We start from the raw sequence: 24889 nt of genomic DNA, 5'->3' as shown, positions 1-24889 counted from the left end.
GCCCAGGCGCGGGCGGCGGTCCGTCGTTCCGCCCCGGACACGCCGACGGCCCGTCCGCTCACCAGGAGCGGACGGGCCGGGGCGGACGGACCGGGGCGTAGGGGCCGCAGCGTACGGGCCTTGCAGCAGAGGCAGGCCGTCAGCCGACGTGGACGCGCGGGCGGCGCGAGCGGTCCGGCTCGGCCTCGCGCAGCACCTCGCGGGTGACGGGGGCGACCTCGCCCTGTCCGAACAGGAAGAACCGCAGGAACTGGGCGAAGGGGCTGCCCTCGGTCCACTCGAAGTAGAGGTGCGGCTGCTGCCCGGTGCGGTCCCGGATGTTGAGGGCCAGCGCGGCGAGCGCGTTCGGGATGCTGGAGCTCTCCAGGGTGAGCACCCGGTAGCGGCCGTGCAGCACCTCGCCGCGCACGGTCAGCGCGGCCTCGAAGTCGGAGGCGTCTCGGACGGTCACCTCGACGAAGACCAGGTCGTCCTCGCCGGGGATGTCGTTGTCGGCGCGGATCTGGTGGATCTTGTCGCGGTACTCGGCGAGGTCCCGGCTGTTCGGCTCGTTGGCGATCAGCCGCAGCGGCCGGTGGGCGTAGTCCCTGATGAAACGTTCCGCCACGTCGTCCAGGGCGACGCTGGTGACACGCAGCTCGAAGGCGCGGCGCAGCCGGGAGAGCAGCGAGACCAGGACGATCCCGGCGATGAAGCAGGCGCCGATCTTCAGGCCGTCCGGCCGCTCCAGGCAGTTCAGCACGGTGGTGTAGAGGAAGATCGCCGCGATGACCGCGAAGGCGACCGTCCAGCCGCGCTCGCGCTTCTTGTGCGCGGCGATGGTCACCGCGATGGCGGCGGAGCTGATCAGCACCAGCACGCCGGTCGCGTACGCGCCGCCCTGGGCGTCCACGTCGGCGTCGAAGATCCAGGTGACCAGGAAGCCGATCAGGGTCAGCACGATCACCATCGGCCGCACCGCGCGGGCCCAGTGCGGGGCCATGCCGTAGCGCGGCAGGTAGCGGGGCAGCAGGTTGAGCATGCCCGCCATGGCGGAGGCGCCGGCGAACCAGAGGATCGCGATGGTGGAGAGGTCGTAGACGCTGCCGAAGGCGCCGCCGAGGTACTCGTGGGCCAGGTACGCCAGGGCGCGGCCGTTGGCGTCGCCGCCGGCCTTGAACTGGTCGGCCGGGATGAGCAGCGTGGTGATGAAGCTGGTGGCGATCAGGAAGCAGCTCATGATCACGGCGGCGGTGGTCAGCAGCTTGCGGGTGCCGCGGATCCGGCCGGCCGGGTTCGCCTCGGTGTCGTCGGGGTCGCCCTTGATGTGCGGCATCACGGCGACGCCGGTCTCGAAGCCGGACAGGCCGAGCGCCAGCTTCGGGAAGGTCACCAGGGCCACGCCGACCATGACGATCGGGTTGCCGTGCTGGGCGGTCAGCGCGTCCGTCCAGTCGGTGACCACGTGCGGCGCCGAGACGATCTTCCAGAGGCCGACGGCCACCACGACCACGTTCAGCACCAGGTACGTCCCGACCAGGAACACCGCCAGGCCGATCGCCTCGCTGAAGCCCTTCAGGAAGACCGCGCCGAGCAGGGCCACCAGGACCAGCGTGATCACCACCTGCTTGCCGCCGAGGAAGCCGGTCAGGTGCGGGTTCTCCACCAGGTGCGCGCTCGCGTCGGCGGCGGACAGCGTGATGGTGATCAGGAAGTCCGTCGCCGCGAAGCCGAGCAGCGCGAGGACGAACAGCTTGCCCTTCCAGAACGACAGCAGCCGCTCCAGCATCGCGATCGAGCCCTCGCCGCGCGGGCTCTCCTTGGCCACCCGCCGGTAGACCGGCAGCGCGCCCAGCAGGGTGACCACCACCAGCACGATGGTGGCGATCGGCGACAGCACGCCCGCGGCCAGGGCGGCGATGCCCGGCTGGTAGCCGAGCGTCGAGAAGTAGTCCAGGCCGGTCAGGCACATCACCCGCCACCAGCGCTGGCCGGCGGGCGTGCCGTGCGCGGCGGAGTCCCCCGCCGCCGCGCCCCCGGTCGGCGCCTCCGGGGCACCCTCGTCGGCGGACTGCCGCACGGGCTTCTCCGCGGTCACGTCCTCCAGCAGCCAGCTGCGGAGGCGTATTCGCGCCGACGGCGCGTCCGACTCCGCCGTCTCCGTCGAACCCGACGAAACCACCTTGCACCTCTTGTTTAAAGACCCCGTAAAAACGCCGTCGGGCGACGGCAGTGCGTCAGGCTATGCGACCGGCGTTAAGGATCCGCTACCGGGCCGCGTTAAGAAATCGTCATGACGCCGCAGGTCGGTGCCGGTGGCACGCCGGAGTGCGCCGGGTGCCGGAGACGGCGGGACCCCGAACCGGCGGAGCGGTTCGGGGTCCTTTCAGGGTGGAACCCGGGCACTTTCGCGCGGGGGGGGAGTCCGCGATCAGGCCCGGTAGCCGAGGACGGTCATCATGCCCGTCTCCGCGTGGTAGACGTTGTGGCAGTGCACCATCCACAGGCCCGGGTTGTCGGCGTCGAAGTCGACGGCCAGGGTCGTGCCCGGCAGCACCACCGCGGTGTCCTTGCGCGGGCCGTCGCCGGGCAGCGCGAAGCTGTGACCGTGCAGGTGGACGGGGTGCCACATGGCGGTGCTGTTGCGGAACTCCAGCCGCACCCGCTCGCCCGCCGCCACCGGGTAGCGCTGCGCCGGGTCGTACCGGCGGCCGTTGAACGCCCAGTCGGCCTTCGCCATCCCGCCGGTGAGCTCCAGCCTCACCGTGCGGTCCGGCGTCCTGGCGGGCAGCCGGACGTCCGGGGCGGCCTTGAGCTGCCCCGCGGTGACCAATCGGCCGTCCAGCTCGGCCGGGCGGACGGCGGCGTCGGGCGCGGCGCCGCCGCCGGTGCGCAGCACGGCCAGGGCGGTGGCGTTCTTGCCCTCGGCCAGCGCGGTCAGCGGGAAGGCGCCGTCCTTGGCCGTCACCAGCACGTCGTAGCGCTCGCCCATGCCGAGCAGCAGCGCCTGGGTGGTGGCCGGTTCGACCGGGAAGCCGTCGGTGTGGGTGACGGTCAGCTCGTGGCCGCCGAGGGCGACCCGGTAGGCGGTGTCGCCGCCCGCGTTGACCAGCCGGATCCGGATCCGGTCGCCGGGCTTGGCGGCGAAGGTCTCGGGCGCGGTCGCGAGCCTGCCGTTGACCAGGTGGAACGGGTACGCGACGTCACCGGCGTCGCCTCCCAGCAGCGGGCTCTGAGCGCCCATCAGCATCCGGGACGGGCCGGCGGCGTTCGGGGTGCCGCCCGCGCCGGGCGTCCCCGCCATGTCGTGGCCCGGCATCCCCGTCATCCCCGGCATGTCGTGGCCGGAGCCGCCCGAGTGGTCCATCCCGCCCATGCCCCGGGCGAGTTCGGCGAGGACGGCGTCCGGGGTGCTGCCGTCGACGCCGTCCACCCAGTCGTCCAGGACGACGACCCACTCCTTGTCGTAGGCCAGCGGCTCCCTGGGGTCCTCGACGATCAGCGGGGCGTACAGGCCGCGGTCCTGCTGGACGCCGGAGTGCGGGTGGAACCAGTACGTGCCCGGGTGGGCGAGCGCGAAGCGGTACTCGAAGGAGGCGCCGGGCCGGACGTCGGCCTGGGTCACGCCCGGCACGCCGTCCATGTCGTTGCGCAGCGCGAGGCCGTGCCAGTGCAGCGTGGTGGGCTGCGGCAGGTGGTTGGCGAGGGTGACGGCGAGCGTGTCGCCGAGGGTGGCGCGCACCTCCTGGCCGGGCAGGCGGTCGCCGTACGCCCAGCTGCGGACGGTGCGGCCGCCGAGGTCCAGGGTGGTCTCGGTGGCGGTGAGCGCGACCTTCCGCTCCGGGCCGGGGTTGCGCCGGGCCTCGGCGGCGGCGACCTCGGGGCCGTTCGGGGCGAGGTAGCCGGCCGGGGCGGCGGCTCCGGTCGTGCCGCTCGTTGGGCCGTGGTTCATGGACCCGTGGTCCATGCCCTTCATGGAGCCGGAGGAGCAGGCGGTGAGCAGGCCGGTCCCGGCGGCGGCGAGCGCGGCGCCGAGGACGGTACGACGGGTGGGTGTGCGCATGGCGGAGTGCACCTCGTGCGGTGTGTGGGTGTGCAGGACGTCGCGTCGGCCGTTCCGTGCGCGGGCGCTGCGGGGCGCGAGCGGGCGCGTGGACGTGCGCGCGGGCGCTCCAGAGCGGGCGCGGGCACGGGACGGCGGGCGCGCGCCTACTGGCGCAGCACCGAAAGCCGGGTGAGGAGTATCCGCCCGCCCCCGGGCGGGGGCAGCGCGCGGACGGCCCGCAGCAGTCGGGCCCGTACCTCGGCGGCGGCGTCGCCGCTGCGGCGCAGCAGCGGGCCGGCGAGGAGCAGCACCAGGGTCCAGCCCGCCAGGACGGCGAGGCAGACCGCCATCGGGTCCATGCCGCCGGCGATGGTCGGGTCGACGGCGGAGGCGGCCGGGATGGCGGGGTCGACGGCGGAGGCGGCCTCCATGGGCGCGGCGGCCGGGTCGTGGTGGACCGCGGCCGCGGGGTGCGCCGGGTGCACGGCCGAGGCGTGCGTCCCCGCTCCCTCGTGCCCGCCGGAACCACCGTGCCCGCCGTACCCGCCGGAACCACCGTGCCCACCGCCCGGATGGCCGAGCGTGTGCATCGTCACGATGCCGAACAGCAGCGCGGCGAGCAGCAGCAGGCGCGGCGCCCACGGCACCGGCGGACCGAACGGCCGTGACCGCACCATCCTCCGCCTCCTGTCCCCAGCCGCCGCCATGTACCCCGGCAGGGTATCCCGACCGCACACCGCGGACCGAGCCGGGGCACACCCCCGCGGGGGCTACTCCCGCCCCAGCACCGCGGCCGCCACGTGCTCGCGGAACCAGCGGTGCCCCGGATCGGCCGAGTTGCGCGGGTGCCAGGCCATCCCCAGCTCCAGCGGGGCGAGTTCCAGCGGGATCGGGAAGGTGCGCAGGCCCAGCGCGGCGACGGTGTCCGGCAGCCAGTCCTCGGGGACGAGGGTGACCAGGTCGCTGTCCCGGGCGAGCAGCATCGCGCCGGTGTGGCTGGGCACGACCACCGCCACCCGGCGCCGGAGCCCGAGGTCGGCGAGCCCGGCGTCGATCGGGCCGAGCCGTTTGCCGCGCCGGGAGACGCCGATGTGGTCGGCGGCGGCGAACCGGCGGGCGGTGATCCGGCGGCCGTCGAACAGCGGATGGCCCGCCCGGGCGAGGCCGACCAGGGGAACGCGGAGGAGCTGCCGGCTGCGGACCTCCGTGTCCAGGTGGCCGAGCACGCCCAGTTCGACGTCCACCAGCCCCTGCCGCAGCGCCGGCCCGTCCTCCAGCGCCTCCGGCAGGAAGACCACGTCCACCCGCGGGGCCTCCGCCCGGACCCGCTCGACGAGGGCGCCCGCCGTCCGTACCAGCATCAGTTCACCGGCCTGCAGCGTGAAGGTCCGGTCGAGGTGGACGGGGTCGAAGCCGGCGCCGGGGCGCAGCACGCTGTCGCAGCCGCGCAGCAACGCGCCGACCTCCTCCCGCAGTTCGAGCGCCCGCGGGGTCGGGACGAGGCCCTGCCCGGCGCGCACCAGCAGCGGGTCCTCGACGGCGCGGCGCAGCCGGGCCAGCATCCGGCTGACGGCCGCCGGTGAGGTGCCGAGCCGCTCGGCGGCGCGGGTCACGCTGTTCTCCTGGAGCAGGGCGTCCAGCGCCCGCAGCAGGTTGAGATCCATCGGCCGTCCGCTCCTGACCTGGGTCTTTGCATTCTGGGCAACTATCCGATGCCGATCCTTGCATGGCTCCCGCCTCGGCTGCCGACGACAGTGGAGACGACCGCGAAACCGCAAGACCGCGAAACCCTCCCCGAGGAGTCCTCATGTCGCAGCCCTCCCGTACCGACCGCACCGAGCGTGCCGACCGCACCGACCGCACCGGCGACGTCCTCGCCGTCGTCAGCCAGAGCGGCTCGAACGTCCTGTTCTTCGACGCCGCCACCGACCGGCACCTCGACACCGTTCGGATCCTCGCCGAACCGCACGAGCTCTGCTTCGACCCGACCCGGCGGCTGCTCTGGTGCACCAGCGCCTACCACTCGGGCTACTACGGCGCCAACAGCGGCCGCCGCACCGAGGTGACCGTCATCGACGCCGACACCCGGCGCGTCGTCGACGTGGTCGACCTCGCCCCCGAACACGGCCCGCACGGACTGGCCCTGGACACCGCCCGCGGCCGGCTGTACGTCAGCGTGGAGGGCGGCCCGGACCGGCCCGGCGGCGTCGTGGTCATCGACACCGGGACCCGTCGCCCGCTCGGCCGGATCGACACCGAGGCGCCCGGTCCGCACTGGTTCGCCATCACCCCGGACGGCCGGACCGGCTTCGCCACCAACAAGGAGGCACCCTTCGTCTCGGTCGTCGACCTCGACCGGGGCGTGCTGACCGCCAAGGTCGAGGTCCCCGGCAGCGAGGGCCTGGCCGTCTCCCCCGACGGCGCCCGGGTCTACGTCGCCGGCCCGTACTTCTCGACCACCGCCACGCCCGCCCCGACCCCCGGCATCCGCGTCATCGACGTCGCGACCGCGTCCGTCACGGACGTCCTCCCGACGGACTCCCCGGCCCTGCCGGTCCACCTCACCCCGACCGGCAGGCTGCTGGCCGGCGAGGTGCGCAGCGTCCCCGAGGCCGGCTCGCCCCTGGGGCGCCAACTCCCCGGCCGTCTCACGGTCTTCGCCGCCGACGGTCACCAGCGGCTCGGCTCGGTCGAGGTGGGCCTCTTCCCGCTCACCGTCACCTCCTCCCCCGACGGCCGCCTCGCCTACGTCTCCTGCGCCGTCTCCTCCACCGTCGACGTCATCGACCTGGCGGCGCTGGAGCCGGTGGCCCGACTGGAGGTCCCCCGGCTCGGCGAGGCGGGCGCGCACGGCCTGGCGTACCTGCCCCGTCCTGTCTGAACCCCGGGACGGACCACGGGAGTTCGAGGACCAGGGACTACGAGGAAGCTGTCAGGATGCGGCCGTCGGCGCCCACGGTCAGGTCGAGGCGCACCGCCGGCTGCCCGGCGGCCGTACCCTCGCGGCGGTAACCAAGCGTGCGGGCAGCGCCGTTCGGGCCGGCGGGGGTGACGGTCGGGGTCAGGCCGGCGATCCGGTCGGCGAACCAGGTGTCGGCGAAGGCCCGGCCGGCGGCGACGACCTGCTCCGGGGTGAGGGTGGGCGAGCCGGCCGCGTCGGCTGAGGGCGTGGCGGCGGCGACGGCGAGCAGACGGCCGCTGGGCTGCTCGATCCGGAGGTCGCCGCGGTCGGTGCTGACGTCCATGATCTGCTGGGTGAGCCCGGGGTCGGCGGTGGTCGTGGTGGTGTCCACCAGCGTGCGCGGGCCGAACACGCCCTCCGCCACCCGCTGCGCCGTCGCGATGTCGTCGGACGGCGGAGCGAAGAGGCCCGGTGAGTCCCGGTACGTGCGGATCCCGAAGTGGACCACCAGCCCCGCCCCCGCCAGCCCGACGGCGCCCAGCACCAGCCCGTGGACCAGGTCCCTGCGCAGCCGGGGCAGCCCGCGCCGCCGGACCAGCAGCCAGCCGACGGCGAGCAGCGTCCCCAGCAGGGCGCCGGCCACGTTGTCGACGAAGTCCGCAGCGTCGCAGGCGCGTCCGGTCCCGAGCAGGGTCTGGACGACCTCGGTGACGGCGGACAACACCGCGCAGCCCGCGAGCACGGTGACCGGCCGTCGGAAGAGCAGCACGCCGAAGAACGCCAGTGGCAGGTAGAGCGCGATGTTCATCAGCCCCTGCTGCGCCGTCGCGTCGGCCCACATGCCGGGCCCGATCGTGCAACTCGGCGGCCCCGAGTACCCGGTGGCCGTCGGTGTCAGCGTCACCGCCAGTTCGCCCGCCAGGCTCAGTCCCCACAGCACCGCCGTCGGGACCGCCATGCCTCTCCGGCGGGCCCACCGGGCGGTGCCGAGGGCGAGCGCCGACCCGAGGACGGCGAACACGAGCAGGAGGGCGGGGACGGCCGAGTAGCTTGCTTCGATCATCAGGTCTTCCGGGTCAAGGGTAGGCAAAGGAACGCTACCCCAGCCGTGGCACCGGCCTGCTCCGGCCCCGGACCCACCCTCAGGTCCCTCGCGAGACCGAGCCGTCCACGCGAGGGACCTGCACGTATTCCCTCCCGGGGGCGGCCGCCGGCTGTCCGCATCGCGGAACGCGGGACGGCGGCGGGCTGACACCTTCCGCCTGACCGAAACCTGCCAAGTCGCCTGCCGCGCAGCTCATCCGGGGTCGGCGCGACGTCCCCTTCCTGGCCCGAAGCTGCCACGCGTTTGGTGTCACCCTGAACCTGTGTGAGCACGCCGGGGCCCGTGCGAATCTTGGGACCACCGAGGCCGCGGACGAACGAGAGCGGCCCGAAACCCCCCAGGATTCGGAGGACTTCCCCATGTTCACCTCCGCGCGTTCCCGCGGCCCCGTACGCCGGACGACGACCGGGCTCGCCACCGCGCCGGTCGCCCCGCTTCCCTTCCGCCCGCTCCCGCAGGCCTTCCCGGCCGCGGTGGGCAGCGGCTTCTCCTGGGGCTGACCGGCCGGTTCCCCCCAGAGCTCCCAGGACTTCCGGTGCACCTCGTCGGCGTGCTGCTGACCGCCGCGACAGGCGGGTCGGCGGGCGCCCGGCCGACCGTCGGGGCCGTGCTCTCGGCCCTGGACAGCGTCACGTCCGCCCGCGACGGCGTCGAGCACCTCCACGTCCACATCACCCCCCGGGGTGTCCGGTTGACCTTCTACCTCGCCGGCTGCGACCTGACCGACGCCGTCGGCCGCGCCATCGCGATCGCCCACCGGGCCGTCGCCGGCCCGACGGCGCTCGCCCGGTTCGCCGTCACGGACTTCAACGTGCTCGACCGGCCCGCCGGCCCGCGGCGCGACGCCCACTGACGGCCGCTGACGACCGCTCACGACCGCCCACGACCGCCGACAGGGCCCACGGACGGCCGCTGACGCCCGCCCGGACGGCACCGCGGCCGCTCCCCCAACGATGGCTCCCCCCACGGCCGTTGCCTCTCCCCGGCCGCCTCCTCCTGAAGTCGCTCGACCGCCATTGGAGACTCATGCGCATCACATCCGTCGGCCACGCCGGCCTGCTCGTGGAGACCAGTGCCGGGCGCATCCTCTGCGACCCCTGGTTCAATCCGGCGTTCTTCGCCTCGTGGTTCCCGTTCCCCGACAACGAGGCGATGGACACCGCCCAACTGCACACCGCGGAGTACCTGTACGTCTCCCACCTCCACCACGACCACTTCGACGCCGAGTGGCTGCGGACCCGGATGTCCAAGGACACCGTGGTGCTGCTGCCGGACTACCCGGTCCGCGACCTGCGGACGTCCCTGGAGGACCTCGGCTTCCGCCACTTCGTCCAGACCCGGGACCTCGAACCGACGCAACTGGACGGCGGCGTCCAGGTGATGGTCAACGCGCTCACCTCGCCGACCGACGGCCCGATCGGCGACTCCGCGATCCTCATCGACGACAACGGCACCCGGATCCTCAACCAGAACGACGCCCGCCCGGTCGACGAGCCCCGGATCAGGTCCTTCGGGCCGCTCGCCGGGCACTTCCTCCAGTACTCCGGGGCGATCTGGTACCCGATGGTGTACGACTTCCCCGCCCGGATGAAGCAGACCGTCGGCCGCCGCAAGCGCCGCAACGGCATGGCCCGCGCCCTGAACTACGTCGAGCAGTACGGCGCCGAGCACGTCTTCCCGTTCGCCGGGCCGCCCTGCTTCCTGGACGAGGAGCTCTTCCACCTCAACGACCTGGACGGCGACGACGCCAACATCTTCCCCGACCAGTGGGTCTTCCTCGACTTCCTCCGCGAGCGCGGGGTGACCAACACCCACCTCCTCCTGCCGGGCACCGTGGCCGAGTTGGGCCCGGACCGCAGCTGCCGGCTGGAGCAGGTCGACGAGCGGACGGTCGCCCGGATCCGCGACGACCGCACCGGCTACCTGCGCGAGTACCAGGCCCGCCGGGCCGACCGGATCCGCGCGGAGAAGGCCGGCTGGCCGACCACCCGCACCGACCTGCTGACCGGCCTGCGGGAGTGGGTGGAGCCGCTGCTGCAGTACGCCGACCGCACCTGCGAGGGCATCAACGGCCGGGTCCTGGTCGAGGTGGTGGACACCCCGGACGCGACCGGAGCCGAGGAGGGAGCCGACGGCGGGGCCGGAGCCGGGGCCGCACCCACCGAGCAGATCCTGTTCGACTTCCTGGACCGCCGGGTGGCCCGCTGGGCGGGCGAGGAGTGCCGCTACCGCTTCGAGCTGCCCCGGCCGCTGGTGGAGCGGATGGTCGCCGAGCGCTGCCCCGACTGGGCCAACGAGCTGTTCCTGTCCTGCCGCTTCAAGGCCGCCCGCAAGGGGCCCTTCAACGAGTTCGTGACCACCTTCTTCGCCTCCCTCTCGACCGAGCGGATGGCCTATGTCGAGGGCTACTACGCGGAGTTGAGCCAGACCGAGGAGCGCGCCCGGGCCGGCGACCACGTCGTCCAGCGGCTCTGCCCCCACCTCAAGGCGGACCTGGTCCGGTTCGGCTCCCACCGGGACGGCATCCTCACCTGCCGCCTGCACGACTGGGAGTTCGACCTGGCCACCGGCCGCTGCCTGACCAGTGACGACCGGAAGATCATCAGCGAGGCGCGGGTCAACCCGTCCGACGATGACCCGGACCTGCCCGAGATCCCCGCGGCCTGAACAGGACAGACATGACCCTTCCCCTGGTGTCGGTGGTCATCCCGCTCTACAACGACGCCCGCACACTGCCCGCCTGCCTGGACGCGGTGACCGCCCAGACCTACCCCAACCTCGAGATCGTCGTGGTCGACGACGCCAGCACCGACGACTCCGCCCTGGTGGCGGAGAAGTACCCGTGCCGACTGGTCCGCCAGGAGCGCAACGCGGGGCCCGCCGAGACCCGCAACCGCGGTGCCCGGGAGGCCCGCGGCGAGATCGTGTTCTTCCTGGACGCCGACGTCGGCCTCTCCCCGACCTCGGTCGCCGCCGCGGTGGAGCGCCTCGCCGCCGACCCGGAGACCGGGTCGGTGTGCGGCATCACCGCCAAGGAGCCGCTGCTGCCGACCACCCGGGTCGGGGACTACCGGATCCTCCAGTCGTACTACTGGCGGATCAGCTCCGAGGGCACCGTCACCCCCTGGTTCTCGGCCCTGGCGGCCATCCGCCGGTCGCTGTTCCTGGACTCCGGCGGGCTCAACCCGGCCCTGCGCCAGACCGAGGAGATCGACTTCGGCGTACGGCTGTCGGCCACCCACCGGATCGAGCTCAGCTCCGCGGTGGTCGGGCGGCACAACGACGAGGAGCAGCTGTCCGGGCTGGTCCGCAAGCTGTTCCGCCGGGCGCGCCTGCGGGTGCCGCTCTACGTGGACCACCGGGGCTTCATGCGCGGGTTCGAGACTCGCTCCCGGGCCGTCGCCGCGCTCGCCGCGGCCGGCGCGGTCGCCTCGCTGCCGCTGGCCCTGGTGTCCCGCCGGACGCTGCCCGCCACCGCCGCCCTGGCGGCCGGCGCCGTGCTCGCCGACCGCGGCTTCCACGCCTTCCTGGTCCGGGAGCGCGGGGTCCCGACGGCGGTCGCGTACACCGCCCTGCACTTCGCGGCGGGCACCGCGGTGACGGCGGGCGCGGCGGTCGGGGCCGGCCAGTGGCTGCTGAGCCCGCGGTTCCGGCGGCTGTACCGGCGCCAGGAGCCGCCGGCGGGCGCCGCCCGTCCGCCGCTGGCCGGTTCCCCCGACCCGACCACCCCGCCGGCAGGCCGCCCGTGACCACCGACAGCCCCGTGACGCCCGACGGCCCCCGCCCCACCGCCCGACCCCAGCGCGTACTGCTCACCGGCGCGGCTGGCTTCCTCGGCAGCGCCCTGGTCCGACGGCTCGGCAGCTCGCCCGTCCACCGGGTGGTCGCCCTCGACCGCCGCCCGCTGCCGCCCGGACTCGCCGCCCTGCCCTCCGTGGAGGCGGTGGTCGGCGACGTCCGGGACCGCACCCTGCTCGGCCGGCTGGCGGCCGAGGCGGACGTGGTGGTGCACGGCGCCGCCGCCCTGCCGAGCCACCCGGCGGCCGAGATCCGCTCGGTGGACGTCGACGGCACCCGCACCGTCCTGGACGCCGCCCGGCGGGCCGGGACCGACCGGGTGCTGCACATCTCCTCCACCGCGGTGTACGGCCTCCCGGAGCGCACGCCGACCCCGGAGACCCACCCGCTGGTCCCGGTCGACCCGTACAACGCCGCGAAGATCGCGGCCGAGCGGCTGTGCGCCGACTACCGCGACCGGGGCATGTGCGTGCCCGTCCTGCGCCCGAAGACCTTCATCGGCCCGGGCCGGCTGGGCGTCTTCGCGATGCTCTTCGACTGGGCGCTCGACGGCCGGGGCTTCCCCGTCCTCGGCGGCGGCCACACCCTCAACCAGATGCTGGACGTCGAGGACCTCTGCGACCTGGTGACCGCGGTGCTGACCCTGCCGGGCGAGCGCGTCAACCGGGAGTTCAACGTCGGCGCGGCCGAGTACGGCTCGTTCCGCGAGGACTGCCAGGTCGTCCTGGACCTCGCCGGCCACGGCAAGCGGGTCGTCCCGCTGCCGCTCGGCCCGGCGAAGGCCGCCCTGCGGACGCTGGCCGCGCTGCGGCTGTCCCCGGTCTACGGACGCCTCGTCCAGAAGCTCACCCGGGACTCCTGCGTCGACATCACCGACGCCCGCGAGGTGCTCGGTTTCACCCCCCGCCACTCCAACGCGACCGCCATCGAGCGCAGCTTCACCTGGTACCGCGCGAACCGGTCCGCCGTGGCCGGCACCACCGGCCGGACGCACTCCGACCGCTGGCGCGAGGGTGCCCTGCGCACGGTCAAGGTCCTCTTCTGACAGCAGCGAAGGGAACGGAAGTGAGTACTGCGAGCGAGTACCGCAAGGGCCTCGTCGGCCCACCGGTGCATCCGCCCGACGGGGCCACCGGCCCCCCGCCCGCCGACCTGCCCGAGGAGCCCGGCGGGTCCGGGCTGCCCGGGGAGCCCCGGCGCGGCTCGCTGGTGCGCGGCCTGCTCCGGCTGGTCAGACCGTTCCAGTGGCCGAAGAACGCGGTCGTCCTGGTGCTGCCCCTGCTGGCGTCCGGCGCCTCGCCGTGGCCGGCCGTCGCCGGCGCCCTGCCCGTCCTGGTCCTGTTCGTCCTCGCGTCCTCGGCCACCTACGTCGTCAACGACCTCGCCGACCGGGAGCGGGACCGCCGCCACCCGGTCAAACGCCACCGCCCGATCGCCTCCGGGGCCGTCCCGGTCCCGGTCGCCATCGTGCTCGGCGCCGTCCTCTACCTCGCCCTGCTGGCCGGCTCGGCGGCCGCGGGGGCCGCCGCCGTCCCCGTGCTCGTCTACGCGGTCACCAACATCCTGTACAGCTTCGTCCTCAAGCACGTCTCGGTGGTCGACGTGTTCGTCATCGCCACCGGCTTCGTGCTGCGGGTCTGCGCCGGCGCCATGGCGGCCTCCGTCCCGATCTCCTCCTGGTTCCTGCTCTGCGTCTTCTCGGTCTGCATCCTGCTCGGCTTCGGCAAGCGCCGGCACGAGCTGACCTCGGTGCAGGGCGGGCCCTCGGAGCTGCACCGGCCGGCCCTGCGCGCCTACTCCGTCCCGTTCCTGAACAGCATGGTCACCTTCGCCGCCTCGGTGACCGTGCTCGCCTACGTGTCCTTCCTGCAGAGCGACGCCGCGGCCGGCGGCATGCGCCAGCTGCGGATCCTGCTCTCCACCCCGCTGGCGGTCTTCGCGATCGCCCGCTACCTGCAGATCCTGCTGGTCAGCGAGGGCGGCGGCGAACCGACCCGGACCCTCTTCACGGACCGGACCATGCTCGCCGTCGGCGGACTGTGGCTGACCGGCTTCGGACTCCTGCTGGCGGTGCAGTCATGGTGACGGCCCCCCAGCCCGGGCGCTTCGCGCTCCCCCGGCCCCGGCGGTCCTGGTTCCTCGCCGACCGGGCCGCCACCTGGCCGGTCCGGCTGCTGGCCGCGGTGAGCGCGGGGTGGCTGCTGTTCTGCGCGCTCCAGGAGGCCCTGACCGGCCGGGCCTGGTTCTGGGTCGTCCCCGGGGCCGCCCCTCCCCCGGTCCTGCTCGGCGTCCCGCTGCTGGTGCTGCTGGCCGCCCTCGCCGTCCGGCTGCGCCGAAGCCGCGGCCGGGTGCGCTGGCCCGCCGTCATGGGCGTGCTCTCGCTCGCCGTCGGGCTGGACCAGTCGGGACTGACGCTGGCCGCGGCGACGGCCGACCGGACGGTGCCGCCCGGCGCGATCCACGTCGTCGCGCAGAACACCGAGTACTGGGGCTCCGACGTGGACCCGGACCGGTTCTACGCCTACCTCAAGGCCCAGAACGCCGACGTGTACCTGCTCCAGGAGTACCTGCACTGGGACGACGCGGCCGGCGCCGACGGCGCCCGCGAGGTGGACGACACCGCCCGGCTGAAGCGCGAGTTCCCGGGCTACCAGGTGGTCACCCGGGGCGAGTTGGTGACCCTCTCCCGGTTCCCCGTGGTGGCGCAGCCACCGGTCGGCCCGGACCAGGAGCTGCGGGCGCGCGGGGAGGGCGACTGGTCGCGCGTCTTCGCCGGGGCCAAGGTGCTGCGCACCGACCTCGCGGTCAACGGCTCGGTGATGTCCTTCTACAACGTCCACATGCTCGTGCCGGTCGCCTACGGGATGCCCCCGCAGGACTTCCCGGCCGACGTGCACCGCCGGCAGCGGGAGCGCCGGCAGCAGTTCGACGGGCTGGTCCGGGACGTCCGGGCCAACCCCGACCCCCTGTTCATCGCCGGCGACTTCAACACCAACGCCGGCATGGGCGACCTCAACGAGCTGCGCGGCCTCACCCAGGACGCGGCGGACGCGGGCGACACGGTCCTGCCGATGTCCTGGGACGCCGGCAGCTGGCACGACTGGTGGCGCTTCGACTGGGCGTTCACCGCACACGGCTCCCGGACCCACCGCTACTCGCTGAGCAGCCCCGAGGGCACATCCGACCATCTCCGCCAGGACGCCTGGATCACCGGGCCCGCAACGGGAGGCACACATGGCTGATCCGGACGCACGCACGGCCGAGGCACGACCAACGGTGTCGGTGATCATCCCCAACTACAACTACGAGAAGACCATCGCGGCGGTCGTCGAGTCCGCCCTCGCGCAGACCTACCCCGTGCACGAGGTGCTCGTCGTCGACGACGGCAGCTCGGACCGCTCCCCGGAGATCGTCCGGCGCTACCCCGTCCGGCTGATCACCCAGCGCAACGGCGGGGTGTCCGTCGCCCGCAACCGCGGGGCGGCCGAGAGCACCGGGGAGATCCTGTTCTTCCTGGACTCCGACATCGCGCTGGACCCGGACGCGGTCGCGAACGCCGTGGCCCTGCTGGCGGAGCAGCCCGACCTCGGCTGCGTCCACGGGGTGGTCGGCAAGCGGGCGCTGTTCGACGACGGCCCGGTCGAGCGCTACCGCGTCCTGCACGAGTACTGGTGGCGCCGGCGGGCCACCGGCCGGGTGCGCACCGTCTTCTTCGCCATGTGCGCCATCCGGCGGGAGGTATACGAGGAGATCGGCCCGCTGGACGAGACCCTGCGGGAGTCGGAGGACGTGGAGTACAGCGAGCGGCTGGCGGCGAAGTACCCGATCCTGCTGACCGAGCGCATCACCGGCCGGCACGACGACGTGGAGCGGCTGGGCGCGCTGCTCGGCGAGCAGTACCGGCGCTCGCAGCTGCTGGTGGCGTTCGCCGGCGCCCACCGCTTCAGCCCCGGGGCGCTCAAGGCGAACCGGATGCCGGGCGTGCTGGCCACCGCCGCCACCTGGGGGAGCCTGCCGCTGCTGCTGCTCACGCCCAAGGCGGCCGTCCTCCCGGCGCTGGGCGTGGCCTGGTTCGCGGTGGCGGACCCGGGGCTGGCCCGGTTCGTGGTGCGCGACCAGGGGCTGCGGTACTACCCGGTGTTCGTCGGTTACCACTTCCTGCTGCACACCGCACTGGTGGCGGGCGTCGCCCGGGGCGCGGTACGGGCGCTCACCGAACGCGGCTTCCGGCGGCCGCGGCACCCGGCGTCATGACGGACGGTGTCACGGCGGACGGCGTCGCGACGGACGGCGTCACGGCGGACGCGTCCGGGGGCGGTCCGGCCGGCCCGCCGCGGGGCCGGCGGCGGCTGCTGACCGCCGTCCTGCTGGTCGCCGGCGTCGCGGGCCTGGTCGCGGTGGCCCGCAACGACGCCTGGAGCCTGGTCACCAGGATGGCGGACGGCTGGTCCCTGGCCCTGCTGGCGGTGTCCGTGCTGACGAACGTCGGCGGGCTGCTGCTCGGCCTGCTGTCCTGGCGGGCCGTCCTGGACGACCTGGGGCCGCCCGTCGGGCTGTTCGGCAGCGCCCGGATCTTCTTCTGCGGGCTGCTCGGCAAGTTCCTCCCGACCCCGGTCTTCGGGCTGCTCGCGCACATCCAGCTGGGCGCCGAGTACGGGGCCACGGCCGGACGGATGGTCACCACCTACGTGGTCAGCCTGGGCATCACCATGCTGACCGCCTGCCTCGCCGCGCTCGGCATCGCGCCCGCCGTGCTCGGCGGCAACACCTGGTGGCTGGCCCTGCCGGTCCTCGTCCTGCTCTGCTTCGTGGTCCGTCCGGGCCTGATCGGCGCGGCGGTGGAACACGGCGCCCGGCTGTTCCGCCGGCCGCCGCCGTCCGGGCGCAACTCGCCCCGCGCGGTGCGGGTTTCGCTCGCCCTGGCCCTGCTGTCCTGGTTCTCGGCCGGCCTGCACCTGTGGCTGATCGTGGTCGCCCTGGGCGGGCCGCCCGGCCGCTCGCTGGCGGCCTGCGTCGGGGGCTTCGCGCTCGCCACCGTGGCGGGCACGCTGACGATCGTCCTCCCGGACGGCCTGGGCGCCCGGGAGATGGTCCTGGTGCTGTCGCTGTCGACGGTGGTGCCGGTCTCCACGGCCGGCGCGGCCGCGATCGTCTCCCGGCTGGTCTGCACAGTGGCCGAACTGGGCACCGCCGGGGTAATGATTCTGGTGACCAGGTCGCGGCGGGGCACTGCCCCGGCCGCGCCCGGCGACACCACTGCCGATCCCCCTGGAGGGAAGACTGATGCGGTACCGCAGCCTCGGAGTTGACGGCCAGTCGGCCAGCGTTCTCTGTCTCGGCGCGATGACCTTCGGCACCACCGTCGACGAGGAGACCGCGACGGCGATCCTCGACCGGTTCACGGAAGCCGGCGGGACGTTCATCGACACCTCGAACAACTACGCCTTCTGGGCGCCCGGCGCGAACGGCTACGAGAGCGAGGAACTGCTCGGCCGCTGGACGGCCCGCCGCGGCAACCGCGACGACCTGGTGCTCGCCACCAAGCTCGGCGCCCGCCCGGTGCCCGGACTGCCCTTCCCCGAGCACATCGAGGGCCTGTCCGCCCGCGCGGTGCGCGAGGCGGCGGAGGGCAGCCTGCGCCGCCTCGGCACCGACCGGCTGGACCTGTACTACGCGCACGTGGCCGACCCGGCCACACCGGTCGAGGAGACCATGGGCGCCTTCGCCGGGCTGGTCGCCGACGGCAAGGTCACCGCCCTCGGGTGCAGCAACCACAGCGCCGCCCAGCTGGCCGACGCCAACGACCTTGCCGCCGACCGGGGTTGGCCCCGCTACCGGTGCGTCCAGCAGCGCCACAGCTACCTGCGTCCGAGGCCCGACGCGGACTTCGGCGTCCAGAAGCACGCCGACGAGGCCCTGCTCTCGTACCTCGCGGCGCGGCCGTCGATGGCGCTGCTCGCCTACTCCCCGCTGCTCGGCGGCTCCTACTGCCGCCCGGACCGCCCCCTGCGCGCGGAGTACGAGCAGCCGGAGACGAAGGCCCGGCTGGCCGTACTGGCGGAGGTGGCCGAGGAGACCGGCGCCACCGTCAACCAGGTGGTACTGGCCTGGCTGATCGGCCACCCCGTCCCGACCGTCCCGGTGGTCGGCGCCAGCTCCGTCGCCCAACTGGAGGAGAGCCTGGGCGCGTTGGACCTCGTCCTCGACGAGGAGCAGCGCCGACGGCTGGACACCGCGGCCTGACCGGACCTCCCTCCAGCCGTCGGGGCCTGTCGTGCGGGACAGGCCCCGGCCCCGTGCCCGTCGGTCAGAGCCAGCCCTCCTTCGCCGCGCGCACCCCCGCCTCGAACCGGCTGCGCGCGCCCAGCCGGTTCATCAGCTGGGAGCTCATCCGGCGCACCGTGCGCAGCGACAGCCCGAGCCGCCGGGAGGCCACCTCGTCGGTGCAGCCGATGCTCAGCAGGAGCAGCAACTCCCTTTCCTGAGGCGTCAGATCGTGCTCGTTGCGGCGCGGGTCCTGGCCGAACGGCGTGCCCGCCGCCCAGAACTCCTCGAACAGCAGGGCCAGCGCGCTCACCACCCCCGGGGTCCGCACCTCCAGCGCGCCCGCGCGGCCGTCCTGCGGGTCGATCGGCACCAGCGCGGTCTCCCGGTCCACCACCACCAGCAGCAGCGGCAGGAAGGGCACCGTGCAGGCCTGCCCGCCGAGCCGGGTGAACCAGCGGACGTACTCCAGCGTCGCCGGGTCGTTGCGGAAGCTCTCCTGGTAGACGCTCCTGATCCGCACCCCGCGTTCCAGCGCCTGCCGGTCCAGCGGCTCGCTGGCGTCCATGGTGTCCGGCAGCTGGGCGCCGCCGGGCAGCAGCGACAGGCACTCGCGCTCGGCGGTGGAGGCCAGGTCCTCCAGCCGCTTGCGGACCATGTCCAGCCCCTCCAGCCGGTGGATGACCTCGTACCGCGAGGCCCGGTTGGCGTTGAACCGGGCGCTCAGCGCCGTCACCGCCTGCTCGGCGGACTCGATCTGCCGCTGACGCCGGCTGAGGTCGGCGGTGGCCCGCGAGAGCAGGAACCCGAACCCGACGTCCGGATTGAACGGCACCGCGTCCCGGCAGCCGTCCTCCAGGTTCACCAGGTCCAGCTCGGCCAACCGGTTCAACGCGACCCGCACCCGTTCCTCACTCCACCCCAACCGCTCGGCCATGTCGACGACCCGGAACCCCGGCTCCTCCACGATCAGCCGGTACACCGCCTCCGCCGACGGTTCGATGCCCAGCACCTCAAGCACAGCAGATACCCCCGTATGGTCCCGCTCGTCACCACAGGGAGGCTAAGCCAGCTAGCCGACTAGGTCTATACCAATATTTCTCGGATGCCCACCGCCCCGCCCCGGGGGCCGACAGCACGGGTCACGCCCCGCCGGGCAGGCGCACGGCGGGGCGGACGCGTCCCGGGCCGCGGCCGGTCAGAAGCGCCAGGCGGGGTCGTCGGCGATCGCCAGCAGCTCGTCCGTTCCCAGGCCCGCGCCGGACGCACCGGCCCACTGCTGGAGCGTCACCGTCCGACCGTCGGCACGCTGCACGCGGACGTACTGGGAGACGCGGCCGCCCTGCGGGAAGGTCAGCGTCATCGCCTCGCCCCGGGCGCCGCCCGGGAGTTCGGCCACCTGGCAGTTGGTGCGCGGGGCCGCCTCCTGCGGCGAGGGCACGCCGGGGCGCGGCGTGACCTTGGGCAGGGCGATCGTGGCGCAGAGCGGTACGTTCGGGGCGTCGGCGGTCCGGTCGGCGCCGCCGACGAGCTCCACCTGGCCCACCGGGGACGCCCAGTCGACCCGGAAGGTGCGGCCGGGGATGTCACCGCCGCGCACCGTCGTGCCGCCGCCCGCCGGAAGGAGCCCGGCCAGGGTGGCGCCCAGCTGCTCACTGCTCCAGCCGGTGGGCCGGCCGCCGCCGGGGCCGAAGGAGTCCGGTCGCAGCGGTTGCGGGGCGTCGCCGGCCGCGCCGGCCAGGGTCAGCGGGCCGGTCAGCGGGTCGGCGGCCACCGCCGTGCCGCCCGGGTCGTGGGCGGCACCGCCGGTCGGCAGGCCCCCCAGCAGGGCGGTCAGAGCCGCGGCGGCTGCCACCCCGGCGCCGGCCCGCACGGCCAGCCGCACGCCGCTGCGGCGTCGTCCGGCGGCCACTGCCGCGTCCACCGAGTCGGCGGGCAGTGGCGGTTCGGTGCCGAGTCCGGTGGCGAGCAGGGCCCGCAGCTCGTCCTGCCCGTCGAGGGCGTGGTCATGTGTCACAGCAGTTCCTTCAGGGGGGTAGGGGTGACGGCCAGTTCGTCGAACGGGTCGGTCTCGCCGAGCAGCTCGCGCAGCCGGGCGAGAGCCCGGAAGGTGTGGCTCTTGACCGTGCCGGCGGTGCAGCCGAGCGCCTTGGCGGTGGCCGCGATGTCCAGGTCGACCCAGAACCGCAGGACCACCACGGCCCGCTGACGCGGCGGCAGCGCGGCCAGCGCGGCCCGGACCTGGAGGCCCAGCGAGGGGTCGGCTCCCTGGCCGGCCCGGTCGGGCAGCACGGGCGTCGGGTCCTCGCGCCGCCAGCGGCGCCGGGTGTGGTCGATGCAGGACCGGGTCAGCACCCGGTGGGCGTAGGCCTCCAGGTTGGCGATCCGGTGCCGCCTTCCCCACACCGCGTACAGCTTGGTCAGTGCGGTCTGCGTGATGTCCTCGGCGTGGTGCCAGTCGCCGCACATCAGGTACGCGGTCCGCCGCAGGTGCGGCAACCGGTCCTCGGCGAAGCCGCGGAACTCCTCCAGGTCTGCGCTACGCACAGGGCGTGCCCTCCGTTCGTCTCTGCCCTCTCCGACGGAGCGGACCCGCTGCCGGGATGTCACCGGAGGGGGAAAACCCGAGGGAACTTTCTGACGGGCCGTGACATCCTCTGCGGCCCCCTGCTCCGTCGATCCAGTGGCAGGGTCGGCGAGCGGCCCGCCGAATCCAGGGCGTCGCCCCACTGAGAGGACACTATGCAAGGCATACACAGAAAAGGCCCGAGGCGGGTGGGCCGGTGGCCGGCCGTCGCGCTGGGCGCGGTGCTGGCGGGGACGGCCGTCGCCCCGGCCGGCTGGGCGTCGCCGGCCGAGGCACCCGCCGGGGGCTCCGCACCGGCGGCGGGCCGGCCGGTCCGGGTGACCCTGGTGACCGGCGACCGGGTCACCGCCCTGGTCGGCACCGACGGCGGGGTGTCGCTGGTCGCCGTACAGCCCGGGCCCGGACGCGAGGACGTGACCTTCACCCAGCGCTCCGGCGCCCCGGGCACGCTCACCCTGCTCCCCGCGGACGCCGTCGAGCCGCTGAGCACCGGGCGGCTGGACCCGCGGCTGTTCGACGTCGCCGGGCTGATCGCCCAGGGCTACGACGACGCGGGCACCGCCGAGCTGCCGCTGATCCTCGGCTCGGACCGACCCGGTGCCAAGGGGTTCGCCGCCGCCGCGCCGCCGGCCGGGGCCACCGTCGTACGCACGCTGGAGAGCGTGCACGGCGTGGCCCTGCGCGCCCCGAAGGCCCGCACGGGCGAGCTCTGGCAACAGCTCGCCCGGCCCGGCGCCGGGCTCGCCGCGAGCGGGGCGGACAAGGTCTGGCTGGACGGCAAGGTGACCGCCGCGCTCGACCGGTCGACCGCGCAGATCGGCGCCCCGCAGGCCTGGTCGTCCGGCTGGACCGGCAAGGGCGTCAAGGTCGCGGTGCTGGACAGCGGCATCGACCGCGGGCACCCCGACGTGGCCGGCTCCCTCGGCGAGAGCTCCGACTTCACCCTCGCCGACCCGGCCCGCGAAGGCCCCACCCCAGTGGCCTCCGACGCGGACGGCCACGGCACGCACGTCGCCTCGATCGTGGCGGGCACCGGCTCCGCCTCCGACGGCCGGTTCAGGGGCGTCGCCCCCGAGGCCCGGCTGCTGGTCGGCAAGGTGCTGGACGACGAGGGCAACGGCCAGGAGTCCTGGGCGCTCCAGGGCATGGAGTGGGCCGCGGCCCGCGCGCCGATCGTCAACACCAGCTTCACCGGCGCCGCCACCGACGGCACCGACCCGCTGGCCCAGGCCGTCAACACGCTCTCCGCCCGCTACGGCACGCTCTTCGTCGCCGCGGCCGGCAACAGCGGCCGGCCCGGCACCGTCGGCACCCCCGGCTCGGCGGACGCCGCGCTGACCGTGGGTGCCGTCGACCGCGACGGCTCGCTGGCCGGCCTCTCCAGCCAGGGCCCTCGCACCGGCGACCACGCCGTCAAGCCGGACCTCACGGCACCCGGCATCGGCATCGTCGCCGCCCGCGCCGCCGGGACGGACGGCCAGAACCCGGTCGGCGACCGGTACACGGCCATCTCCGGCACCTCGATGGCGGCCCCGCACGTCGCCGGAGCCGCCGCCCTGCTCCTCCAGCAGCACCCGGACTGGAAGGGGCCGCAGCTCAAGGCCACGCTCGTGTCCTCCGCCGCCCCGCTGGCCGGGCGCGGCGCGTACGAGCAGGGCGCCGGGCGGGTCGACGTCGCCCGGGCCACCACCCAGGAGGTGTACGCGACCGCCGAGGGCACCGGGATCCGCCTGGACGACGCGTCCGACGCGGCCCCGACCAACCGGACCGTCACGTACCACAACGCCGGCGGCACGCCTGTCACCCTGGACCTGGCCGCCCGGTCCACCGGGCCGGCCGGCGGGTTCACCGTCGCCCCCGCCCGGCTGACCGTCCCGGCCGGCGCCAGCGCACCGGCCACCGTGACCGTGGACCCGGCCCGGATCGCCGCGGGCGCCTCGCTGACCGGCCGGGTGACCGCGACCGGCCCCGGCGGCACCGCCGTCACCACCCCGTACGCGCTCACCCGCGAGGCCGTCCGGCACGACGTCACCGTCACCGCGGTCGACCGCGACGGCGCTCCGGTGGGACCGGGCACCTGGATGACCCAGTCGATGATCGGCCTGGTCAACCTGGACACCCGGGAGTCCTTCCCGCTCCGGTTCACCGGCGGCACCGCCACCGCCCGGGTACCCGAGGGCCGCTACAACCTCGGTGGCAAGCTGGTCACCCCCGGTGCCGGGACCGCAAGCCCGACGTCCACCCTGTTCCTCCAGCCCGAGCTGGAGCTGCGCGGCGACACCAGGATCGCCGTCGACGCCCGGCAGGGCAGGCAGCTGACCGTCACGGTGCCCGGCCGCGCCACCACCGGCTGGTCACTCTCCGCGGCCTACTGCTACCGCACCGGCGGCGACGAGGGGTGCGCCGACTCCTTCGCGGCCATCGGCCGGCCCGGCAACCTGTACGTCATCCCAGGCGGCCGACCCGGCGCCGGCCGGCTGGACTTCACGGCGCAGAGCGTCCAGAACGGCCCGCAGCAGCAGAACGGACGGCTGCCGGACCGCTACGACCTGCTGGTGCACACCACCGGCGGGCTCCCGGACCCGGCCTTCACCGTCGACCCCGGCGAGCTGGCCACCCTCAACACCCGCTACTTCGCCCAGGCCCCCGGCACGGCGGGCGACTTCAGCAGCTTCGCGGAGGCCGGCGGCGTCGGCGGCCTCAGCATCGCGGAGCCGAACTTCGCGCTGCCGGCCGTCCGCACCGAGTACTTCACCGTCAAGGACCAGCGCCGCGAGACGACCTTCGGCCAGAACGCCGGGCCCGGCGGCGAGATGGTCCCCTCCACGGTGAGCCAGAGCGGTGCCCTGCGCTGCGCGGCCGGCGAGACCTGTGCCGAGCGCTGGAACGCCGCCGTCATCGGACCCGGCCTCGCCCCCGGCCAGGGCGGCGCGGCCACCATGGCCCGCACCAGCGACGGCTTCCTCACGCTGGCGCCGCAGCTGTTCAGCGACGCCTCGCCCGGCCACATCGGCTCACCGTGGACGCGGCGGCTGGACGACACCGTCCGGATCGACCTGGAGCGGGACGGCAAGCGGATCGGCAGCAGCGCACGGGAGTCCGCCGACTTCGCCGTGCCGGCCGGCGACGCCACCTACCGGCTGACCGCGAAGGCCACCCGGTCCGAGCCGTGGGCCGCGCTGTCCGGCACCGTCGAGGCGGTCTGGACCTTCCGCTCGGGAGCCGTCGCACCGGGCCCCGGCGGCGCCCCGCGCAGCACCCCGCTGCCGATCCACGCGGTCCGCTTCACCGCCCCGGTCAACCCGGACAACCAGGCGCCGCGCAAGCAGCACACGCTGCTCGCCGCCGTGGAGCGGCAGAGCGGCGCGCCCGCCGCGACCGTCGCCAGCCTGGAGGTCCAGGTCTCCTTCGACGACGGCGCCAACTGGCGCAACGCCCCGGTGCAGCCGGGCGACAGCGGCTACCGGGTCACCGTCGACCCGCCGGCCGGGACGGGCGGCTTCGTCTCGCTCAGGGCCGTGGCCCGGGATGCCGACGGCGGCTCCGTCGAGCAGACCACGCTCCGCGCCTACCGGCTGACACCGTGAAGCGGGCTCGGTGGCCCGGGGGTCTCCCCCGCGCCACCGAGCCGTCGGGCCGCCTCGCACCCGGCCCCCTTCGGCGGGCGCCGAACCCGAAGGAGTCCCTGTCCGGGACTGCTACCCGGACCGATCCCTGAGGCGCGACCCCTAAGGGCGTAGACACGCTCACCAGCGGGCATGGCACGGTTGCAGTGCAACGTCATCAGCCGTGAGAAGGTACCGATCATGAGTGCAGTGAAGTTCATCCTCAATGTCATCTGGTTGGTTTTCTGCGGCATTTGGATGGCTCTTGCCTACGTGCTCGCCGGAATCATCTGCTGTGTACTGGTCATTACCATCCCGTTCGGCATCGCCTCCTTCCGGATCGCCGGCTTCATCCTGTGGCCGTTCGGGCGGACGGCGGTGGAGCGGCCGGACGCCGGGCCGGCGTCGTGCGTCGGGAACGTGATCTGGCTGGTCTTCGCCGGGTGGTGGCTGGCGATCGGGCACCTGATCACCAGCATCCCGCTGTTCCTGTCGATCATCGGCATCCCCTTCGGGTGGGCCAACCTGAAGATGATCCCGATCTCGCTGATGCCGCTCGGCCGCGAGATCGTGCCGACGGACCGGGAGTGGGGCGCGCGGTAAC

The 24889-nt window shown here is 74.3% G+C and carries 21 protein-coding genes; 13 read left to right on the top strand and 8 right to left on the bottom strand.

Annotated elements, in window-relative coordinates:
• Positions 1-139: 139 nt before the first annotated feature.
• The 4 genes from ACFRQN_RS27625 to ACFRQN_RS27610 all read right to left on the bottom strand — a co-directional run bounded on the left by ACFRQN_RS27625 (position 140) and on the right by ACFRQN_RS27610 (position 5688).
• Positions 140-2161, bottom strand: a complete 2022-nt coding sequence (locus ACFRQN_RS27625) for an amino acid transporter (protein ID WP_380742850.1) — start codon at positions 2159-2161, stop codon at positions 140-142.
• Between the two features lie 249 nt (positions 2162-2410).
• Complete coding sequence (locus ACFRQN_RS27620; protein WP_380742848.1) at positions 2411-4042, bottom strand: multicopper oxidase family protein; 1632 nt, start codon at positions 4040-4042, stop codon at positions 2411-2413.
• A gap of 146 nt (positions 4043-4188) precedes the next feature.
• The gene (locus tag ACFRQN_RS27615) at positions 4189-4701 is read right to left on the bottom strand and encodes a hypothetical protein (protein WP_380742845.1); all 513 of its coding nucleotides are present in this window, start codon (positions 4699-4701) and stop codon (positions 4189-4191) included.
• 93 nt (positions 4702-4794) lie between these two features.
• Positions 4795-5688, bottom strand: a complete 894-nt coding sequence (locus tag ACFRQN_RS27610; RefSeq protein ID WP_380742843.1) for a LysR family transcriptional regulator — start codon at positions 5686-5688, stop codon at positions 4795-4797.
• 143 nt (positions 5689-5831) lie between these two features.
• On the opposite strand from ACFRQN_RS27610, the gene ACFRQN_RS27605 reads away from it, so the two are divergent.
• Complete coding sequence (locus tag ACFRQN_RS27605) at positions 5832-6905, top strand: YncE family protein (RefSeq protein WP_380742841.1); 1074 nt, start codon at positions 5832-5834, stop codon at positions 6903-6905.
• Between the two features lie 37 nt (positions 6906-6942).
• On the opposite strand, the gene ACFRQN_RS27600 is transcribed toward ACFRQN_RS27605, so the two are convergent.
• Positions 6943-7989, bottom strand: coding sequence for a VanZ family protein (locus ACFRQN_RS27600; RefSeq protein ID WP_380742839.1), 1047 nt, complete (start codon positions 7987-7989; stop codon positions 6943-6945).
• A 401-nt stretch (positions 7990-8390) separates the two neighbouring features.
• Between ACFRQN_RS27600 and ACFRQN_RS27595 the strand changes: the two genes are divergently transcribed.
• The 10 genes from ACFRQN_RS27595 (at position 8391) to ACFRQN_RS27550 (ending at position 18072) form a co-directional block, all read left to right on the top strand.
• Complete coding sequence (locus ACFRQN_RS27595; RefSeq protein WP_181970519.1) at positions 8391-8531, top strand: hypothetical protein; 141 nt, start codon at positions 8391-8393, stop codon at positions 8529-8531.
• 35 nt (positions 8532-8566) lie between these two features.
• A complete protein-coding gene (locus tag ACFRQN_RS27590) occupies positions 8567-8884 on the top strand; it encodes a hypothetical protein (protein WP_049657477.1) in 318 nt (105 codons plus the stop codon).
• Between the two features lie 173 nt (positions 8885-9057).
• Positions 9058-10698: a Rieske 2Fe-2S domain-containing protein gene (locus tag ACFRQN_RS27585; protein ID WP_380742836.1), complete on the top strand. Its 1641-nt coding sequence runs from the start codon at positions 9058-9060 to the stop codon at positions 10696-10698.
• An 11-nt stretch (positions 10699-10709) separates the two neighbouring features.
• Positions 10710-11780, top strand: a complete 1071-nt coding sequence (locus tag ACFRQN_RS27580) for a glycosyltransferase family 2 protein (RefSeq protein ID WP_380742834.1) — start codon at positions 10710-10712, stop codon at positions 11778-11780.
• Positions 11777-12874 carry an NAD(P)-dependent oxidoreductase gene (locus ACFRQN_RS27575; protein ID WP_241852879.1) on the top strand — a complete coding sequence of 366 codons (1098 nt, stop codon included), beginning with the start codon at positions 11777-11779 and terminating at the stop codon, positions 12872-12874. Before ACFRQN_RS27580 ends, ACFRQN_RS27575 begins: the two co-directional genes overlap by 4 nt.
• Positions 12875-12894: 20 nt before the next feature.
• Entirely contained in the window at positions 12895-13914 is a 1020-nt protein-coding gene (locus ACFRQN_RS27570) for a UbiA prenyltransferase family protein (RefSeq protein WP_380742832.1), read from the top strand.
• On the top strand, positions 13908-15071 hold the full coding sequence (locus tag ACFRQN_RS27565) for an endonuclease/exonuclease/phosphatase family protein (RefSeq protein WP_049657004.1): 1164 nt from the start codon (positions 13908-13910) through the stop codon (positions 15069-15071). Before ACFRQN_RS27570 ends, ACFRQN_RS27565 begins: the two co-directional genes overlap by 7 nt.
• Positions 15064-16083 (top strand): glycosyltransferase family 2 protein, encoded by a 1020-nt coding sequence (locus ACFRQN_RS27560; RefSeq protein WP_380742830.1) that lies wholly within the window; start codon positions 15064-15066, stop codon positions 16081-16083. The genes ACFRQN_RS27565 and ACFRQN_RS27560 overlap by 8 nt, the downstream gene beginning before the upstream one ends.
• Positions 16080-17138 carry a lysylphosphatidylglycerol synthase domain-containing protein gene (locus ACFRQN_RS27555; protein ID WP_380742828.1) on the top strand — a complete coding sequence of 353 codons (1059 nt, stop codon included), beginning with the start codon at positions 16080-16082 and terminating at the stop codon, positions 17136-17138. The genes ACFRQN_RS27560 and ACFRQN_RS27555 overlap by 4 nt, the downstream gene beginning before the upstream one ends.
• Positions 17113-18072, top strand: a complete 960-nt coding sequence (locus ACFRQN_RS27550) for an aldo/keto reductase (RefSeq protein ID WP_380742826.1) — start codon at positions 17113-17115, stop codon at positions 18070-18072. Before ACFRQN_RS27555 ends, ACFRQN_RS27550 begins: the two co-directional genes overlap by 26 nt.
• Positions 18073-18136: 64 nt before the next feature.
• On the opposite strand, the gene ACFRQN_RS27545 is transcribed toward ACFRQN_RS27550, so the two are convergent.
• The 3 genes from ACFRQN_RS27545 to ACFRQN_RS27535 form a co-directional block, all read right to left on the bottom strand.
• Complete coding sequence (locus ACFRQN_RS27545) at positions 18137-19114, bottom strand: helix-turn-helix transcriptional regulator (protein WP_049656999.1); 978 nt, start codon at positions 19112-19114, stop codon at positions 18137-18139.
• A 177-nt stretch (positions 19115-19291) separates the two neighbouring features.
• Positions 19292-20110: a hypothetical protein gene (locus ACFRQN_RS27540; protein ID WP_074002485.1), complete on the bottom strand. Its 819-nt coding sequence runs from the start codon at positions 20108-20110 to the stop codon at positions 19292-19294.
• A complete protein-coding gene (locus tag ACFRQN_RS27535; protein ID WP_049661368.1) occupies positions 20107-20640 on the bottom strand; it encodes a SigE family RNA polymerase sigma factor in 534 nt (177 codons plus the stop codon). The genes ACFRQN_RS27540 and ACFRQN_RS27535 overlap by 4 nt, the downstream gene beginning before the upstream one ends.
• A gap of 228 nt (positions 20641-20868) precedes the next feature.
• On the opposite strand from ACFRQN_RS27535, the gene ACFRQN_RS27530 reads away from it, so the two are divergent.
• Positions 20869-24267 (top strand): S8 family serine peptidase, encoded by a 3399-nt coding sequence (locus ACFRQN_RS27530; RefSeq protein WP_380742824.1) that lies wholly within the window; start codon positions 20869-20871, stop codon positions 24265-24267.
• 219 nt (positions 24268-24486) lie between these two features.
• A complete protein-coding gene (locus tag ACFRQN_RS27525) occupies positions 24487-24888 on the top strand; it encodes a YccF domain-containing protein (protein ID WP_074002484.1) in 402 nt (133 codons plus the stop codon).
• The last annotated feature ends 1 nt before the right edge of the window (position 24889 follow it).

It is taken from the genome of Kitasatospora sp. NPDC056800, assembly GCF_042789775.1.
Taxonomy (GTDB): Bacteria; Actinomycetota; Actinomycetes; order Streptomycetales; family Streptomycetaceae; genus Kitasatospora.
Note: the sequence above shows the minus strand (reverse complement) of the source record. Positions and strands in the feature narration are given on the sequence as shown.

Excerpts from the sequence above, each read along its gene's own strand:
- ACFRQN_RS27615 (WP_380742845.1), bottom strand. The coding sequence starts at position 4,701 with ATGGTGCGGTCACGGCCGTTCGGTCCGCCGGTGCCGTGGGCGCCGCGC.
- ACFRQN_RS27555 (WP_380742828.1), top strand. The coding sequence starts at position 16,080 with ATGACGGACGGTGTCACGGCGGACGGCGTCGCGACGGACGGCGTCACG.
- ACFRQN_RS27600 (WP_380742839.1), bottom strand. The coding sequence starts at position 7,989 with ATGATCGAAGCAAGCTACTCGGCCGTCCCCGCCCTCCTGCTCGTGTTC.
- ACFRQN_RS27620 (WP_380742848.1), bottom strand. The coding sequence starts at position 4,042 with ATGCGCACACCCACCCGTCGTACCGTCCTCGGCGCCGCGCTCGCCGCC.
- ACFRQN_RS27565 (WP_049657004.1), top strand. The coding sequence starts at position 13,908 with ATGGTGACGGCCCCCCAGCCCGGGCGCTTCGCGCTCCCCCGGCCCCGG.
- ACFRQN_RS27585 (WP_380742836.1), top strand. The coding sequence starts at position 9,058 with ATGCGCATCACATCCGTCGGCCACGCCGGCCTGCTCGTGGAGACCAGT.
- ACFRQN_RS27610 (WP_380742843.1), bottom strand. The coding sequence starts at position 5,688 with ATGGATCTCAACCTGCTGCGGGCGCTGGACGCCCTGCTCCAGGAGAAC.
- ACFRQN_RS27605 (WP_380742841.1), top strand. The coding sequence starts at position 5,832 with ATGTCGCAGCCCTCCCGTACCGACCGCACCGAGCGTGCCGACCGCACC.
- ACFRQN_RS27580 (WP_380742834.1), top strand. The coding sequence starts at position 10,710 with ATGACCCTTCCCCTGGTGTCGGTGGTCATCCCGCTCTACAACGACGCC.
- ACFRQN_RS27595 (WP_181970519.1), top strand. The coding sequence starts at position 8,391 with ATGTTCACCTCCGCGCGTTCCCGCGGCCCCGTACGCCGGACGACGACC.
- ACFRQN_RS27525 (WP_074002484.1), top strand. The coding sequence starts at position 24,487 with ATGAGTGCAGTGAAGTTCATCCTCAATGTCATCTGGTTGGTTTTCTGC.
- ACFRQN_RS27560 (WP_380742830.1), top strand. The coding sequence starts at position 15,064 with ATGGCTGATCCGGACGCACGCACGGCCGAGGCACGACCAACGGTGTCG.
- ACFRQN_RS27550 (WP_380742826.1), top strand. The coding sequence starts at position 17,113 with ATGCGGTACCGCAGCCTCGGAGTTGACGGCCAGTCGGCCAGCGTTCTC.